This is a genomic window from Streptomyces nogalater (genome assembly GCF_039532885.1).
Taxonomy (GTDB): domain Bacteria; phylum Actinomycetota; class Actinomycetes; order Streptomycetales; family Streptomycetaceae; genus Streptomyces; species Streptomyces nogalater.
This window is the reverse complement of record NZ_BAAASM010000020.1, coordinates 1-15,767: the sequence shown is the minus strand read 5'-3', so window position 1 is coordinate 15,767 and position 15,767 is coordinate 1. Positions and strand designations below refer to the sequence as shown.

At 73.5% G+C, this 15,767-nt stretch carries 11 protein-coding genes and 1 pseudogene; 3 read left to right on the top strand and 9 right to left on the bottom strand.

Going from position 1 to position 15,767, the window contains the following annotated elements; genetic code table 11:
• Positions 1 to 6 precede the first annotated feature (6 nt).
• Positions 7 to 2,338 (top strand): annotated as a pseudogene (locus tag ABD350_RS15820) (ATP-binding cassette domain-containing protein).
• Positions 2,339 to 2,368: 30 nt separating this feature from the next.
• Here ABD350_RS15820 and ABD350_RS15815 read toward each other — a convergent pair.
• From ABD350_RS15815 to ABD350_RS15795, 5 genes are all read right to left on the bottom strand, one after another.
• A complete protein-coding gene (locus ABD350_RS15815) occupies positions 2,369 to 3,235 on the bottom strand; it encodes a lysophospholipid acyltransferase family protein (RefSeq protein ID WP_344348718.1) in 867 nt (288 codons plus the stop codon).
• Positions 3,235 to 4,005 carry a GNAT family N-acetyltransferase gene (locus tag ABD350_RS15810; protein ID WP_344348717.1) on the bottom strand — a complete coding sequence of 257 codons (771 nt, stop codon included), beginning with the start codon at positions 4,003 to 4,005 and terminating at the stop codon, positions 3,235 to 3,237. The genes ABD350_RS15815 and ABD350_RS15810 overlap by 1 nt, the downstream gene beginning before the upstream one ends.
• Before the next feature lie 276 nt (positions 4,006 to 4,281).
• Positions 4,282 to 5,031, bottom strand: coding sequence for a succinate dehydrogenase/fumarate reductase iron-sulfur subunit (locus tag ABD350_RS15805; protein WP_344348716.1), 750 nt, complete (start codon positions 5,029 to 5,031; stop codon positions 4,282 to 4,284).
• A complete protein-coding gene (locus ABD350_RS15800; protein WP_344348715.1) occupies positions 5,028 to 6,974 on the bottom strand; it encodes a fumarate reductase/succinate dehydrogenase flavoprotein subunit in 1,947 nt (648 codons plus the stop codon). Before ABD350_RS15800 ends, ABD350_RS15805 begins: the two co-directional genes overlap by 4 nt.
• A gap of 3 nt (positions 6,975 to 6,977) precedes the next feature.
• Positions 6,978 to 7,649 carry a succinate dehydrogenase gene (locus ABD350_RS15795; RefSeq protein ID WP_344348918.1) on the bottom strand — a complete coding sequence of 224 codons (672 nt, stop codon included), beginning with the start codon at positions 7,647 to 7,649 and terminating at the stop codon, positions 6,978 to 6,980.
• A gap of 120 nt (positions 7,650 to 7,769) precedes the next feature.
• Between ABD350_RS15795 and ABD350_RS15790 the strand changes: the two genes are divergently transcribed.
• Entirely contained in the window at positions 7,770 to 8,654 is an 885-nt protein-coding gene (locus tag ABD350_RS15790) for a LysR family transcriptional regulator (protein WP_344348714.1), read from the top strand.
• A 9-nt stretch (positions 8,655 to 8,663) separates the two neighbouring features.
• Here ABD350_RS15790 and ABD350_RS15785 read toward each other — a convergent pair whose 3' ends face one another.
• Positions 8,664 to 9,554, bottom strand: a complete 891-nt coding sequence (locus tag ABD350_RS15785; protein ID WP_344348713.1) for an NAD(P)H-binding protein — start codon at positions 9,552 to 9,554, stop codon at positions 8,664 to 8,666.
• 136 nt (positions 9,555 to 9,690) lie between these two features.
• Between ABD350_RS15785 and ABD350_RS15780 the strand changes: the two genes are divergently transcribed.
• Entirely contained in the window at positions 9,691 to 10,650 is a 960-nt protein-coding gene (locus ABD350_RS15780) for a LysR family transcriptional regulator (protein WP_344348712.1), read from the top strand.
• 274 nt (positions 10,651 to 10,924) lie between these two features.
• On the opposite strand, the gene ABD350_RS15775 is transcribed toward ABD350_RS15780, so the two are convergent.
• The 3 genes from ABD350_RS15775 to ABD350_RS15765 form a co-directional block, all read right to left on the bottom strand.
• Positions 10,925 to 13,063, bottom strand: coding sequence for a putative bifunctional diguanylate cyclase/phosphodiesterase (locus ABD350_RS15775; protein ID WP_344348711.1), 2,139 nt, complete (start codon positions 13,061 to 13,063; stop codon positions 10,925 to 10,927).
• Positions 13,060 to 13,872 (bottom strand): SAM-dependent methyltransferase, encoded by an 813-nt coding sequence (locus tag ABD350_RS15770; RefSeq protein WP_344348710.1) that lies wholly within the window; start codon positions 13,870 to 13,872, stop codon positions 13,060 to 13,062. The genes ABD350_RS15775 and ABD350_RS15770 overlap by 4 nt, the downstream gene beginning before the upstream one ends.
• 273 nt (positions 13,873 to 14,145) lie before the next feature.
• A complete protein-coding gene (locus ABD350_RS15765; protein WP_344348916.1) occupies positions 14,146 to 15,105 on the bottom strand; it encodes an SCO0930 family lipoprotein in 960 nt (319 codons plus the stop codon).
• Between the last annotated feature and the right edge of the window lie 662 nt (positions 15,106 to 15,767).

Here is a 15,767-nt window from a genome sequence, read left to right as displayed (position 1 = left end):
CCCCCGATGCACACCCCTTACGACCCTTACGTCCGCGTCCGCGGCGCCCGCGAGCACAACCTCAAGGGCGTGGACGTGGACATCCCCCGGGACGTGCTGGCCGTGTTCACCGGGGTCTCCGGCTCGGGCAAGTCCTCGCTGGCGTTCGGCACCGTCTACGCCGAGGCGCAGCGGCGGTACTTCGAGTCGGTCGCACCGTACGCGCGCCGGCTGATCCACCAGGTCGGGGCCCCGAAGGTCGGCGAGATCACCGGGCTGCCGCCCGCGGTCTCGCTCCAGCAGCGCCGCTCGGCCCCCACCTCGCGCTCCTCGGTGGGCACGGTCACCAACCTCTCCAACTCGCTGCGGATGCTGTTCTCGCGGGCCGGCCACCATCCTCCCGGCGCCGAGCGGCTGGATTCGGACGCGTTCTCGCCGAACACCGCCGCCGGGGCCTGCCCCCGCTGCCACGGCCTCGGCCAAGTGCACGACACCACCGAGGAGTTGCTGGTCCCGGACCCCTCGCTGTCCATCCGGGAGGGGGCGATCGCGGCCTGGCCGGGCGCCTGGCAGGGCAAGAACCTGCGGGACATCCTGGACACGCTCGGCCACGATGTGGACCGGCCCTGGCGCGAGCTGCCCGCCGAGCAGCGCCACTGGATCCTGTTCACCGACGAACAGCCGGTCGTCACCGTCCACCCGGTGCGGGACGCCGACCGCATCCAACGGCCCTACCAGGGCACCTACACGAGCGCGCGCCGGTATGTGCTCAAGACCTTCTCCGACACCAGGTCGGCCACCCTGCGGGCGAAGGCCGAACGGTTCCTGACCAGCACCCCCTGCCCGGACTGCGGCGGCAGCCGGCTGCGGCCCGAGGCGCTCGCGGTGACCTACGGTGGCCGGACCATCGCCGAACTCGCCGCGCTGCCGCTGACCGACCTCGCGGAACTGCCCGACGGCGGCGACGAGACGGCGCGGGTCCTCACGGCGGACCTGAAGTCCCGGATCGCGCCGGTGGTCGAGCTGGGCCTCGGCTATCTCAGCCTGGACCGGGCCGCCCCCACGCTGTCCCCGGGCGAGCTGCAACGGCTGCGCTTGGCCACCCAGTTGCGCTCCGGGCTGTTCGGTGTGGTCTACGTGCTGGACGAGCCGTCCGCCGGGCTGCACCCGGCCGACACCGAGGCGCTGCTCACCGTCCTGGACCGGCTCAAGGCGGCCGGGAACTCGGTGTTCGTGGTCGAGCACCATCTGGACGTGGTGCGCGGCGCCGACTGGGTGGTGGACGTGGGTCCCGGCGCGGGCGAGCACGGCGGGCGGGTGCTGTACAGCGGGCCGCCGGCCGAACTCGCCTCGGTGGCCGAGTCGGCGACGGCCGCCTATCTCTTCGACGAGTCGCCCGGTCCGGCGCGCGAGGTCCGCGAGCCGCGCGGCTGGCTGACGGTGGGCCCGGTGGCCCGGCACAATCTGCGCGCGGTCACGGCCCGGTTCCCGCTCGGCGCGTTCACCGCGGTCACCGGTGTCTCCGGCTCCGGGAAGTCCACGCTCGTCGGCGAGTTGACGGAAGGGCTGCCGGGGGTGGGGCGGCTGGTCCGGGTCGACCAGAAACCCATCGGCCGCACCCCGCGCTCCAACCTCGCCACCTACACGGGCCTGTTCGACGTCGTACGGAAGGTGTTCGCCGGCACCGAGGAGGCACGGGCACGCGGGTACGGGGTCGGCCGGTTCTCCTTCAACGTGCCCGGGGGGGCGCTGCGAGACCTGCCAGGGCGAGGGGTTCGTCAGCGTGGAACTGCTGTTCCTGCCGAGCACCTACGCGCCCTGCCCCGACTGCGCGGGCGCCCGCTACAACCCCGAGACGCTCCAGGTGTCGTACCGGGGACGGACCATCGCCGAGGTGCTGGACCTGACCGTGGAGGCGGCCGCGGAGTTCTTCGCGGACACCCCGGCCGCCTCCCGGAGTCTGCGCGCCCTGCTGGACGTGGGCCTGGGCTATCTGCGGCTCGGTCAGCCCGCCACCGAGCTGTCCGGCGGGGAGGCGCAGCGGATCAAGCTGGCGAGCGAACTCCAGCGGGGCCGCCGGGGCCACACCCTGTATCTGCTGGACGAGCCGACGACCGGGCTGCACCCGGCCGACGTGGAGGTGCTGACGGACCGGCTGCACGGGCTGGTGGACGCCGGGCACACGGTCGTCGTGGTCGAGCACGACATGACGGTGGTCGCGGGCGCCGACTGGGTGATCGACCTCGGCCCGGGCGGCGGCGACCGGGGCGGCCGCATCGTGGCGGAAGGCCCACCGGAGGAGGTGTCCCGGGCGGAGGGCAGCGCGACGGCGCCCTATCTGGCGCGGGTCGTCCCTTGAGCGCCCGGGCCGGCACGGCGTGTGCCCCGGTCATGCCCCGAGGACCGGGCGGCCGGCCCGTGTGCCGTGCTCGTGCGGGCGGGCCAGGGTGCCGGCGACCAGGGCCGCGTGGGTCCAGGCGGGCTCAAGGGCGGGCGGCTGGGCGGCGTGGGCGAGGCTACGGCGGTCGGGGTGGGTGCCCGGTGGGATGAGTGGTCCCACCCGCACCTCGGCGATCAGACCGCGGGTCCGGGCCACCCGCCACAGGGAGGCCGCCAGGGTGTCCTCGCCGACGAAGGCCGCCGCGGTGCCGGGGCCGCCGTCCCGCCGCCGGTAGCGCAGGCCGACCGGCTGGACCGGTACGCCCGCGTCGAGCGCGGCCTGGAAGACGGCCCGGTGGAACCGGCCCCGGGCGCGTCCGCACCAGGTACTGCCCTCGGGAAAGGCGCTCACGGCCCCGCCGGCGCGCAGGGTGCCGGCGATCCGGGCCACCGTCGCGGGCAGGGCGCGCAGCCGGTCCCGTTCGAGGAACAGGGCCCCGCCGCGCGCCGCGAGCGCGCCCGCCAGGGGCCACCGCCGGACCTCTGCCTTGGCGAGCATCCGGGCCGGGCGTACGGCGGCGAGCAGCGGGATGTCCAGCCAGGAGACGTGGTTGGCGACGAGCAGCAGCCCGCCGTCCGGCGGGGCGGTGCCCGTGATCCGGACCCGGACCCCGGCGGCCCGCACGATCAGCCGGCACCACCGCCGGATCCACTCGGCGGGGACCCTCCTGCCGAAGGGGGACAGCGCGACCCCGGCCAGCACCAGGGCCGCGACCGCGGTCAGCCGCAGCACGGCCCGGGGGACGGACGCGGTGGCCCGGACGGGATCCACGCAGGCGGCCGGGGTGCACGGCGCGGTGGGCAGCCAGCCGCTCATCAGGCCGGGACGAGGGAGAGGAAGTGGCGCAGGTAGCGCGGGTCGACCCGGCGCATGGACAGCAGGACGTACAGGTCGGCGACGCCGAAGCCGGGGTCGTGCGCGGGTGCGCCGCACACCCAGGCACCGAGCCTCAGGTAGCCGCGCAGCAGGGCGGGCAGTTCGGTGCGGGCGGCCGGGGCCGTCGCGGGCGCCGTCCACGGCAGCAATGGCCGGACCCGGAATTCCTCGGGGGCCAGGTGCCGTTCGCGCACCCGCTGCCAGGTGCCGGCGGCGAGGGCGCCGCCGTCGGCGAGCGGTACGGAGCAGCAGCCGGCCAGCCACTCGTGGCCCCGGTCGGTCATATAGCGGGCTATGCCGGCCCAGATCAGACCGATGACGGCGCCGTCGCGGTGGTCGGGGTGGACGCAGGAGCGGCCGACCTCGACCAGGTGCGGCCGGATCGTGTCGAGCGCGGCGAGGTCGAACTCGCCGTCGGAGTAGAGCCGGCCGGCGACGGCGGCCCGCTCGGGCGGCAGCAGCCGGTAGGTGCCGACGATCTGCCCGCTCGCCTCCTCGCGGACGAGGAGGTGGTCGCAGTAGGCGTCGAAGGCGTCGATGTCGTGCCCCGGTTCCGGGGTGGCCAGCAGGGCTCCCATCTCCCCGGCGAAGACGTCGTGCCGCAGCCGCTGCGCGGCACGCACATCGGCCTCGTCGCGGGCGAGGGTGACGGTGTAGCGGGCGGGTGCCGCGGGCTGCGGGGGACGGTCGAGCGTGGGAACGCCGGTCATGGCTTACTCCTGGGCACGGGCCGGGTCGGCGGGGACGGCGGGCCCGGTGTGCGCGGCCCTCCGCTCCTGTTCTTCCGAGGCCGGTTGGCGTGCGCGTGACCGGTGCCGGGAGCGCGGATGTGGGGCTGGTGAACGGCCCGGTCAGCCGTCCTCGGCGACGCGGCCGGCGAGCAGCCGCCCGGCCTCGTCCCCGCCCAGCACACCAGACGGGGCCGGGTGAGCACCTCCCCGGCCCCGCCCGCCCGCCTGTGGTCGGCGAACGTCTTCAGTCAGCGGCTACCTCTTGCCCGCCTTCCGGGTGGCCCGCAGCCACTCCTTGTTCATGCCGGTGATGGACACCAGCGGGATGCCCTTGGGGCAGGCCGTGGCGCACTCGCCGGTGAGGGTGCAGCCGCCGAAGCCCTCCGCGTCCATCTGGGCCACCATGTCCAGTACCCGCGTCTCCCGCTCGGGCGCGCCCTGCGGCAGCACGTTGAGGTGGTTGACCTTGGCGGAGGTGAACAGCATCGCCGCGCCGTTGGGACACGCGGCCACGCACGCCCCGCAGCCGATGCACTCGGCGTGTTCGAAGGCGAAGTCGGCGTCGGCCTTGGGCACCGGGGTGGCGTGGGCCTCCGGCGCGGAACCGGTGGGGGCGGTGATGTAGCCGCCGGCCTGGATGATCCGGTCGAACGCCGACCGGTCCACCACCAGGTCCTTGATCACCGGGAACGCGGACGCCCGCCACGGCTCGATGTCGATGGTGTCGCCGTCCTCGAAGGACCGCATGTGCAGCTGGCAGGTGGTGGTGCGCTCCGGCCCGTGCGCGTCGCCGTTGATGACGAGGCTGCACGCGCCGCAGATGCCCTCGCGGCAGTCGTGGTCGAAGGCGACGGGCTCCTCACCGGAGAGGATGAGCTGTTCGTTGAGGACGTCCAGCATCTCCAGGAAGGACATGTCGGGCGAGATGTCGTCCACCTCGTAGGTGGACATCGCTCCTTCGGCGTCGGCGTTCTTCTGCCGCCAGACGCGCAGGGTGAGCTTCATGCGTAGCTCCGCTGGGTGGGGTGGACGTACTCGAAGACCAGGTCTTCCCTGTGCAGGACGGGGGCCTCGCCGGTGCCGGTGAACTCCCAGGCGGCGGCGTAGGAGAACTCCTCGTCCTTGCGGGCCGCCTCGCCGTCGGGGGTCTGGGACTCCTCGCGGAAGTGGCCGCCGCAGGACTCGGTGCGGTGCAGCGCGTCGAGGCACATGAGCTCGGCGAGCTCCAGGTAGTCGACGATCCGGTTGGCCTTCTCCAGCGACTGGTTGAACTCCTCGCCGGTGCCGGGGACCTTGATGCGGCGCCAGAACTCCTCGCGGATCTGCGGGATGCGTTCCAGGGCCTTGCGCAGCCCGGCGTCGGAGCGCGCCATCCCGCAGAACTCCCACATCAGCTCGCCGAGTTCGCGGTGAAAGGAGTCCGGGGTGCGGTCGCCGTCCACGGCCAGCAGCAGGTTGATCCGGTCCTCGGTCTCGGCCAGCACCTCCTGGACCGCGGGGTGCCGGTCGGTGACCGGGTCCTGGTGGGGGTTGCGGGCGAGGTAGTCGTTGATGGTGGCCGGCAGCACGAAGTAGCCGTCGGCCAGGCCCTGCATGAGGGCGCTGGCGCCGAGCCGGTTGGCGCCGTGGTCGGAGAAGTTGGCCTCGCCGATCGCGAACAGGCCGGGGATGGTGGTCTGCAGGTCGTAGTCGACCCACAGGCCGCCCATCGTGTAGTGCACGGCCGGGTAGATCCGCATCGGCACCTCGTACGGATCCTCGTCGGTGATCCGCTGGTACATGTCGAAGAGATTGCCGTACTTGGCCTCGACGGCCTTGCGCCCCATGCGCTTGATGGCGTCGGCGAAGTCCAGGTAGACGCCCTGGCCGCCGGGGCCCACTCCCCTGCCCTCGTCGCAGACGTTCTTCGCGGCGCGGGAGGCGATGTCGCGGGGCACCAGGTTGCCGAAGGACGGGTAGATGCGTTCCAGGTAGTAGTCGCGCTCGTCCTCGGGGATCCGGTGCGGCGGGCGGGTGTCGCCCTTGGCCTTGGGCACCCAGATCCGGCCGTCGTTGCGCAGCGACTCGCTCATCAGGGTCAGCTTGGACTGGTGGTCGCCGGTGCGCGGGATGCAGGTCGGGTGGATCTGGGTGAAGCAGGGGTTGGCGAAGTAGGCGCCGCGCCGGTGCGCCCGCCAGATGGCGGTCGCGTTGGAGTTCATGGCGTTGGTCGACAGGTAGAAGACGTTGCCGTAGCCGCCGGAGGCGAGGACGACGGCGTCCGCGAAGTACGTGTCGATCCTGCCGGTGATCAGGTCCCGGGCCACGATGCCGCGCGCCCGTCCGTCGACGACGATCAGGTCCAGCATCTCGGTGCGCGGGTGCATCTCCACGTTTCCGGCGGCGATCTGCCGGGACAGCGCCTGGTAGGCGCCGAGCAGGAGCTGCTGACCCGTCTGGCCGCGGGCGTAGAAGGTGCGGGAGACCTGGACGCCGCCGAAGGAGCGGGTGTCGAGCAGGCCGCCGTACTCGCGGGCGAACGGCACGCCCTGGGCCACGCACTGGTCGATGATCTCCACGGAGATCTGCGCGAGCCGGTGCACGTTGGACTCGCGGGCGCGGAAGTCGCCGCCCTTGACGGTGTCGTAGAACAGCCGGTGGATGGAGTCGCCGTCGTTGCGGTAGTTCTTCGCCGCGTTGATGCCGCCTTGCGCGGCGATGGAGTGGGCGCGGCGCGGGGAGTCCTGGTAGCAGAACTGGACGACGTGGTAGCCCTGTTCGGCGAGGGTGGCGCCGGCGGAGCCGCCCGCGAGGCCGGTGCCCACCACGATCACCGTGTGCTTGCGCCGGTTGGCCGGGTTGACCAGCTTGGCCTCGAACCGGCGCTGGTCCCAGCGCTCGTGGATCGGGCCGGTCGGGGCCTTGGTGTCGGTGACCGGGGCGCCGGTCGCGTAGTCGGTGTACGTCATGGGTCAGCTCACCACTTTGGTCATGACGCCCACGGGTACGGCGATGAAGCCGGCCGTGAGCAGCAGCGCGAGGACGTTGGCGACGGTCTTCAGGGCGCGGTCGCGGGCGCGGCTGCCGACGCCGAGGGTCTGGGCGGCGCTCCAGAAGCCGTGCCGGATGTGCAGGCCGAGCGCGAGCATCGCGACGATGTAGACGACGTTGCCGTACCAGGTGGAGAAGGTGTCCACGACGTTCTGGTACGGATGTCCCTCCTGGAAGCCGCCGGGGTGCGCGGTGCCGGTGGTCAGGTCGAGGACGTGCCAGACGATGAACAGCCCGAGGATGACCCCGCCCCAGCGCATGGTGCGCGTCGCGTAGCTCGCCCGCGGTTTGGCGTGGACGTACTTGGTGGGGCGGGCCTTGAGGTCGCGGCGGCTGAGCTGGTAGGCGGAGGTGGCGTGGGCGACCACGGCGACGACGAGGACGACCCGGATCAGCCAGAGCGTCCACTCGTAGTGCATGAAGGGTTCACCGACGGTGCGCAGCCAGTGCCCGTAGTGGTTGAACTCGTCCGGGCCGAAGAAGATCTTCAGGTTGCCGATGACGTGGGCGACCAGGTACAGCAGCATGATCACGCCGCTGACGGCCATGACCGTCTTCTTGCCGACGGAGCTGTCCCACACGGTACGCGCCATGGACGGCCGTCGGTCCGTCCGCGTTGCCAGAGCCATGGCACAGAACGCTAGGGCCGAAGGTCCCGATCGGTCCAAGACATGGCGCAGCTTGTTTCCATAGGCTGAGGCTATTCTGGCTGCGTGCAGTTCCAGCAGCTCCAGTACTTCGTGGCCGTCGCCGAGACGCGGCACTTCACCCGGGCCGCCGAGCGGGTCCATGTGGCCCAGCCGTCGCTGTCGCAGCAGATCAAGGCGCTGGAGCGGGAGCTGGGCGCGGATCTGTTCCTGCGCGCGCGGGGCAACATCACGCTCACCGACGCCGGCGAGGCGCTGCTGCCGCTGGCCCGGCGGATCCTGGCCGACGCGGACACCGCCCGGCACGAGGTGCAGGAGCTGGTGCAGCTGCGGCGCGGGCGGGTGCGGCTCGGGGCGACGCCGAGCCTGTGCACCGGACTGCTGCCGGACGTGCTGCGCGCCTTCCACGACCGGTACCCGGGCATCCGGCTGCTGATCGAGGAGGGCGGCTCGCACGACCTGGTGCGGGAGCTCGCGCGCGGTGCGCTCGACCTGGCGCTGGTGGTGCTGCCGCTGCCGACGCCGGCGCCCGCGCTGACCACGGTGGAGCTGCTGCGCGAGGACCTGGTGGTGGTGTCCTCGCCGGAGGCGCCGGCGCCCGGCCGGGGCGGGCGGGTGATCCATATCGCCGACCTGGCGGGCGAGCGGCTGGTGATGTTCCGGCACGGGTACGACCTGCGGGAGCTGACCGTGGCCGCGTGCCGGGCGGAGGGCTTCGAGCCGGACTTCGCGGTGGAGGGCGGCGAGATGGACGCGGTGCTGGGGTTCGTCCGGGCCGGGCTGGGGGTGGCGGTGGTGCCGCGCATGGTCGCCACCCGGGCCGGGCGCGGGCTGCGGGTGACCCCGCTGGCCCGGCCCGGACTGCACCGTACGATCGCGCTCGCCCACCGCAGCGACGTGGCCCCGCCGCGGGCGGCGCGCGAGTTGCAGCGAATGCTGCTGGAGCGCTGAGCCGCGGGCTCAGCCGAGGACGGCGGGCCTGAGCACCTCCTCGCACCAGCGGCAAAAGCCGGTCGGCGCGGTGTCGGGGGTGACGGGCACGCCGGCGCCGTAGAAGTCCTGGTCGTCCAGGGCGCGCATCATGTCGGCCAGGCCCTGGGCCGCGGCCCGGCCGGCGCCGTACCGCAGGAGCGCCGCCTTCTGCTCCTCGGCGTCGACCCGGCGGAAGCGGACCGGCCGGTCCAGCACCTCGGACACCACCCGTGCCATGCCCTCGGGCGTCAGATCGTCGGGGCCCACCAGCGGTACGTCGGCCTGGCCGGTCCAGGCGCCGTCGAGCAGCAGCCGCGCCGCCGTGACGCCGATGTCCCGGGTGGCGCAGGTGCGCAGCACCCGGTCGCCGGGCACCGCCATGGCCAGCTCGCCGCCGTCCCGCAGGGCGGCGGCCTGGGTGAGCAGGTTCTCCATCAGGTACGGCGGGCACAGCGCGCGGTGGTGCACGCCGGTGGCGCGCACCTCGTCGTCGGCGGCCAGCGAGGCGGAGATCTGCCCGGCGTGCTCGGCCACCCCGCGGCCCAGGGTGGAGACGGCGACGACCCGTTCGACGCCCTGGGTGGCGATCGCGTCCACGAGCGGCCGGGTGAAGGCGCGGAAGTGGCCCTCGACGCTGTCGGCGGTGAGCGACGGCGGCACCAGCCAGAACACCCGGTCGGCGCCCGCGCACGCCTTGGCCATGACGTCGGGGTCGGCGTGCGAGCCGGTGACGACCTCCACGCTTTCGCGTACCCGCGAGGGCAGGCGGGCCGGGTCGCGGACGACGACGCGCACCGGTCCCGCCGCGTCCCCGGCGTCGAGGAGGGAGGCGAGGACCTGGCCGCCGACCTGGCCGGTGGGGGTGGTGACGAGGATCATGAGGGCTCCGGAAAAGTCTGTGGGAGAGGGAGTGGAAGAAGACCTGCTCGAGCCTGCCCGCCGGGTTCCGGGAACTGAAGGACCGGCCGGCTCAGGGTTGTTACCCTCAGGGCAATACCGAGCGGAGGGGTGCGGGGTGGACTCCCGTCTGGTGTGCTACTTCGTCGCCGTGGCCGAGGAACTCAACTTCGCCCGCGCCGCCGAGCGGCTGGGCATCTCCCCGCCGCCCCTGTCCCGCGCGATCCGCCGGCTGGAGGCCGAGCTGGGGGTGCCCCTGTTCGAGCGGACCACGCACCGCGTCGCGCTGACCGAGGCGGGTGAGGCGCTGCTGCCCCAGGCGCGCTTCGCGCTGGACGCCCTGGAGGCGGCCGGGCGGCGGGCGCGCCGGGCGGCCGGGCCGGACCGCACACTGGTCCTGGCGGTCAAGGCCGACAGCGACGCGGGGCTGCTGGAGCCCCTGCTGGAGCACTACGCCGCCCGGCCCGGCGCCCTCCCGGTGACGGTCCGGCTGTGCGCGTGGCGGGAACAGCCCCGGCTGCTGCGGCGCGGGGAGGCGGACGCGGCGCTGCTGCACGAGCCGTTCGACCGCACCGGCCTGGACAGCGAGCCCCTGCTCGAAGAGGACCGGGTCGCCGCCCTCGGCTCCGCCCACCCCCTGGCCGGCCGCGACCGGATCACCCTCGCCGACCTCGGTCTGCGGCCCGGGGGACTGCACCGGTTCCTCGAAGAGTCGCGGGGCGCGGGCCGGGACCTCGCCCAGCTGCTCACGCGCGTCGCGCTGGGCGATGCGGTGTCCGTGCTGCCGGCCTCCGTCGCCGGCCGCTACCCGCGCCCGGGGGTCGTCTACCGGCCCGTCACGGACGCACCGCCCTCGCTGCTGGCGATCGCCTGGCCGCAGCAGTCCCGCTCCACGGCCACGGCGGCGCTGGTACGGTCGGCCACCACGGTGGCCGCGACGGCACGCGGCGCGGGGGCCGGCGTCCCTGCCCCCGCGGACACGACCGCCGAAGCCCTCCCGTCCACGGGCCGGCAGCGGTCCGGCCCGCCGCCCACCGGCGATCCGGCCGCCCGACCACTCCCGGGCGCCCACACGTAGCCGACCGGCCCGGCGGCCCACGGCAACCCCCGCGCGCGCGAGGAGGACGCGGCGCCCCGGGAGTCCCGCCGCGCAAGGAGCGAAACGACACGACGGCCACCGGCGAAACCGGCCATCCGGCCGCCCTGTCGCTCCTGGTCACGCGCGGCGCGCGAAGGCCGCCGCGGTCATTCGGCCTGCCGCCGTCGGCGCGCCCGGGGCCGCGGGAGCTGCGCGCGTAGAGCGGGGCGCGAGGCGGGTGAGGGCCGGCGGGTCGCGGGAAACGCGGCGCCGGTCAGCCCGTGGCGTCCACCAGGGTCAGGTCGTGGAGCCGCTCCGGCGGGCCCGGGCGGGCGTAGTACCAGCCCTGGGCCGTGTCGCAGCCCAGGATGCGCAGCTGCTCGGCCTGGGCGCCGGTCTCCACGCCCTCGACGGTGACCGCCAGATCGAGGCTGTGGGCGAGGGAGACGATGCCCTCCACGATCTTCAGGTCGACGGGGTCGGCGGGGAACCGCTGCATGCCCTGGGTGAAGGAGCGGTCGAGCTTGAGGATGCTGACCGGCAGCCGGCGCAGGTTGGCGAGGTTGGAGTAGCCGGTGCCGAAGTCGTCCAGGGCGATGTCGACGCCCATCTCGGCGAGCCGGCGCAGCGGTTTGAGGAGGTCGTCGTCGGCGCCGATGAGCGCGGACTCGGTGACCTCCAGGCACAGCGCGTCCGGGGTGACGCCCGCGCGTTCGAGGATGTCGACGGTGTCCTGCACCAGCCCCGGGTGACCGAGCTGGCAGGGCGAGAGGTTGACGTTGATCCGCAGCGGGCCGGCCTGCCCGCCGTGGCGTTCGCGCCAGGCGCGGGCCTGCCGGATCGACTCCTCCAGCACCCAGCGGCCGAGCGGCACGATCAGACCGGTGTGCTCGGCGAGCGGGATGAACCGGTCCGGGCCGAGGACCCCGTGCTGCGGGTGCAGCCAGCGCACCAGGGCCTCGGCACCGCGCACACTGCCGTCGCCGAGGTGCACCAGGGGCTGGTACTCGATGAAGAACTCGCCGCGTTCCAGGGCGGTCGGCAGCGCCGTGGTCAGTCCGTGCCGGGTGATGGCGCGGGCGTCGGCCTCGGGGTCGGCGAGCTCCGCGCGGTTGCCACCCGCCGACTTCGCCCGGTACATGGTGATGTCGGCGCTGCGCAGCACCTCCGCGGCGCTCCGCTCGCCGGCCGGACCCTCCACGATGCCCAGGCTGCCGCGCACCAGCAGATCGCGGCCGTCGATGCTGATGGGCGTCACGAGCGCGTTCATGATGCGCTCGGCGAGTTCGTCGACACCGTGCTCGGTGTCGGGGCCGGTGGTCAGGGCCACGAACTCGTCGCCGCCGAGCCGGGCGACCATCTCGCCGGGGGCGGTCGCGCAGGACTGGAGCCGGTCGGCGACCTCCACCAGCAGCCGGTCCCCGGCCGCGTGCCCGAGGCTGTCGTTGATGGTCTTGAAACCGTCCAGGTCCAGATAGCACAGGCCGAAGCGCTGGCCCTCGCCCGCGTTCAGGGCCTTCTCCAGCCGCTCGAAGAACAGGGTGCGGTTGGGCAGGCCGGTCAGGGCGTCGTGCGTGGCCTCGTAGCGCAGCCGCAGATTGAGCAGCCGGCGCTCGGTGGTGTCCTCCATGAGGGCCAGCTGATACTGCGGGCTGCCGTCGGCGTCGCGCAGCAGCGAGACGGTCAGATTGGTCCACAGGACCGTTCCGTCGGGCCGGTTGAACGCCTTCTCCACGTGGTAGTGCTCGCGCTCGCCGCGCACCAGTTCCTCGTACAGCCGCCGGATCTGCGGGGCGTCCTCGGGATGCGCCCAGTCCTGGACCCGCCGGCCACGCAGGGTCTGCTCGGACAGGCCGAACATGCGCAGCAGCGCCTCGTTGACCTGGAGGAGGTTGCCGCGCAGGTCGGCGATGCCGATCCCTATGGCGGCGCCCTCGAAGACCGCGCGGAAGCGGGCCTCGCTGGCGTGCAGCGCCTGGGCGACCACGCCCTGCGCCCGCAACGCGGCCTGGGCGATGGCCTCCTGCTCGGCACGGGTGCGCTCGCGCAGCGCCTGGGCGTAACCGGCGGCCATCGCGTGCTGCAACCGCGAGGAACGCAGCCGCAGTTCGTCCTGGGGGCGGTCCTCACCGCAGTACAGGACCAGGTAGGCGTCGACGCAGTCCAGGGTGCGGGCCAGCGCCTCGGGGTCGGTGCAGTGCGCGCCGACCAGGGCGGCCCCGACGGCCTTGGCCGCGTCCGCGTCGAAGTGGCGGGCGTGCAGCAGCTCGCTCAACCGGCGGGCGAGCGGCAGGAGTTGTCCCGCGAACTCGGCGCGGGTCAGCGACGTCGAGGTCACCGGGTAGACCGCCCGGCTCCAGATGGTCGTCAGCCGGTGCAGTCTGTCCTCCGGCCCGTCCGGTTCCGCGCTCACGCCGAACGCCCCACGCCGGCGAATCCGGAGAAGGCATACGGATCCTCGTCCTCCGGCGCCGAATCCGGGCGCCAGTGCGGCATCTGCACCAGTCCGGGTTCCACCATGTCGTACCCCTCGAAGAACCGCGCGACCTCGTCGCGCGAGCGCATGATCAGCGGGTTGCGAATGTCCTTGTATACGTCCACCGCGGCCTCGGCCCGCTCGGCGGGCAGCGGGATTCCCTCGTACGTGGCATGGGTGAGGATCAGCAGGCTGCCGGGCGCGAGCGCCTTTCGCAGCTCGGCCACCGCACCGTACGGGTCGTCCGCGTCGTCCACGAAGTGCAGTATGGCAACGAGCAGCAGCGCCACCGGGCGCTCCAGATCGATGAGCCGCTCCAGCCGGGGGCTGGTCAGGATCTCCCCGGGCTTGAGGAGATCGGCGGCGATCACGTCCGCGTCGTCGTTGTCCGCGAGCACGGCCTCGCTGTGCGCGACGGCCACCGGGTCGTGGTCGACGTAGACCACCCGGGCGCCCGGTACGGCGGCCTGGGCCACCTCGTGGACGTTGCCGAACGTCGGGATGCCGGAGCCGATGTCGAGGAACTGGGTGATGCCCTCACCGGCCGCGAACCGCACCGCCCGGCGCATGAACGCCCGGTTGGCCTGCATGACCTTCGGCAGGCCCGGCATGAACTCCATGGCCCGGCGCGCCGCCTCCCGGTCCACCTCGAAGTTGTGCGAACCGCCCAGGTAGTAGTCGTAGATCCGCGAGACGCTCGGCACCGAGATGTCGATGCTGCGTGGGGCCCAGGCAGGACGCTCCATAAATGTCTCCAAAGCGTGGACAGGTGTAGGCGATCCGGTGTTCGAGCTGAGGCTACTGATCGCCCGCCAAAGGAGCGAGCCGAACCGGAAATTGACCATCCGTTCCCGGTCACTGCCTGCGGCAAGTGCCCGTACGGCCCCGGTGCGTGACGGTGCGACGCACCCACGGCTCCCGCCGCACACAACGATCCGCCCCCTCCGTGCGGTGCGGAGGGGGCGGATCTTCGGCCGCGCGCCGGGCCGGGGCGGGTTGATCGACCCTGGGGAGGGGATCTATGCGCCCGGCGCGCCGACCGGCTTGCCGTCGGGCGAGACGGCGTACCAGGTGCCGCCCACGCCCTGACCGGTTGTGTCTCCCGGGGCCTTGTCCCCGGAGAAGGTGTAGACGGGCCGGCAGTCGACGGTCATCTGCCGGGCCCCGTCGGGCCGGGTGAAGGACATGAGGCCCTTCTTCGTCACGCCCTCGGTGTCGTCGGCGTCGACCGGGCCGACGGCCGGCCACTTCTCCAGGCAGGCCCCGGTGCAGTTCGAGACGGGCCTGGGCCAGGCCTTGTCCTTCATGAAGCGGTAGACCGTCATGCCCGCGCGGTCCACGACGATCTTCCCGAGCTTCGGGTCCTCGCGGACGGACAGGCCGGGCAGCCCGGACGGCTGCGCCTTCTCGCCGGTGGGGGTGAGCGCGTACCAAGTGCCTCCCACACCCTGGCCGTTCACGTCACCGGAGTTGACGTCCTTGGCGTAGCGGTACGCGGGCCGGCCGCCGATGGTGAGCTGCTTCGAGCCGTCGGCGCGGGTGACCTCGCCGAGCAGCGCGCGGTCGACGCCGGCGCCGGCGGAGGCGTCGTCGGCGGGGACCGGTGGCCAGGTGGTGGCGCAGTCGCCGGAGCAGTTGGACGTCGGCGGGTCTGCGGTGTCCTTGTCGAACCGGTACAGGGTGAGGCCGGAGGAGTCGGTCAGCACCTTGCCGAGTTCGGGGTTGCTCGCCACGGTGAGCTTTCCCGCGGGGGTCGGCGGGGCCGTGGAGTCCTGGGTGCCGTCGGCGCCGTATCCGTTGCCCGCGCCGATCGCCGTACCGCCGCCCGGGGGCCCGTCGTCGCCCGCCGCGACCGTCGCCCCGGCGTTCCGGGCCGCCGACGCGGGAGTGGTCCCGTCGTCCTGACCGCACGCCGTCGTCAGGGCCAGCACCGCGGCTGCCGTGGCCGCCAGCGAGGCGGTCCGCCAGGAGGTCTTCATCGTCAACTCCCCATCGTCACCCGGTTACCGCGGCGCCTGCCGCGCCGCCGCACGGCCATGGGTACGGGGGGAGGGGGCCGTCGTGTTCAACGACGGCCGGGAATTCTTCCCCCGAGGAGGGGAGGCGCGACGCAGCACGGCAAGGACACGGCGCGGCCACGGCACAACACGACGGCGGACGGGCGGCGGGCGGCATATGCGGCTCTCTCGTTCGGCAAACCTCCGGTCGTCAATCTCCTTCTTTCGGAGCAATCTCGGGCGACTGTGCGGTAATACGGTCCCCCGCACCCCATGATCTGCGTCGTGCATGGACCCGAAGCGACCCGACGCGCACCCACCGCACGGCTGTTGGCCCTGCTGACGCTGGCCTGGGCCCTGGTGGGCTGGCCGGCCGGCACCGCGTCGGCCGACGCCTGCGCGTACGCCTCGACGGGCCCGGACGGCACGGTGGCGGTGGCCCACGCCGGCGGCCACCACCGGCCCCACCCACCCGGCCACCACCACTGGCCCCACCCGCCCGGCCACCACCACTGGCCCCGCCCACCCGGCCCTCACTGGCCCCACCCGCCCTGGCCGAAACCGCCGCCCCCGCTCCCGTGCCCGCCCATGCCGACGCCCACGCCCCCTCCCCCGCCGAAGCCCACACCGCCCCCGAGGCCGAC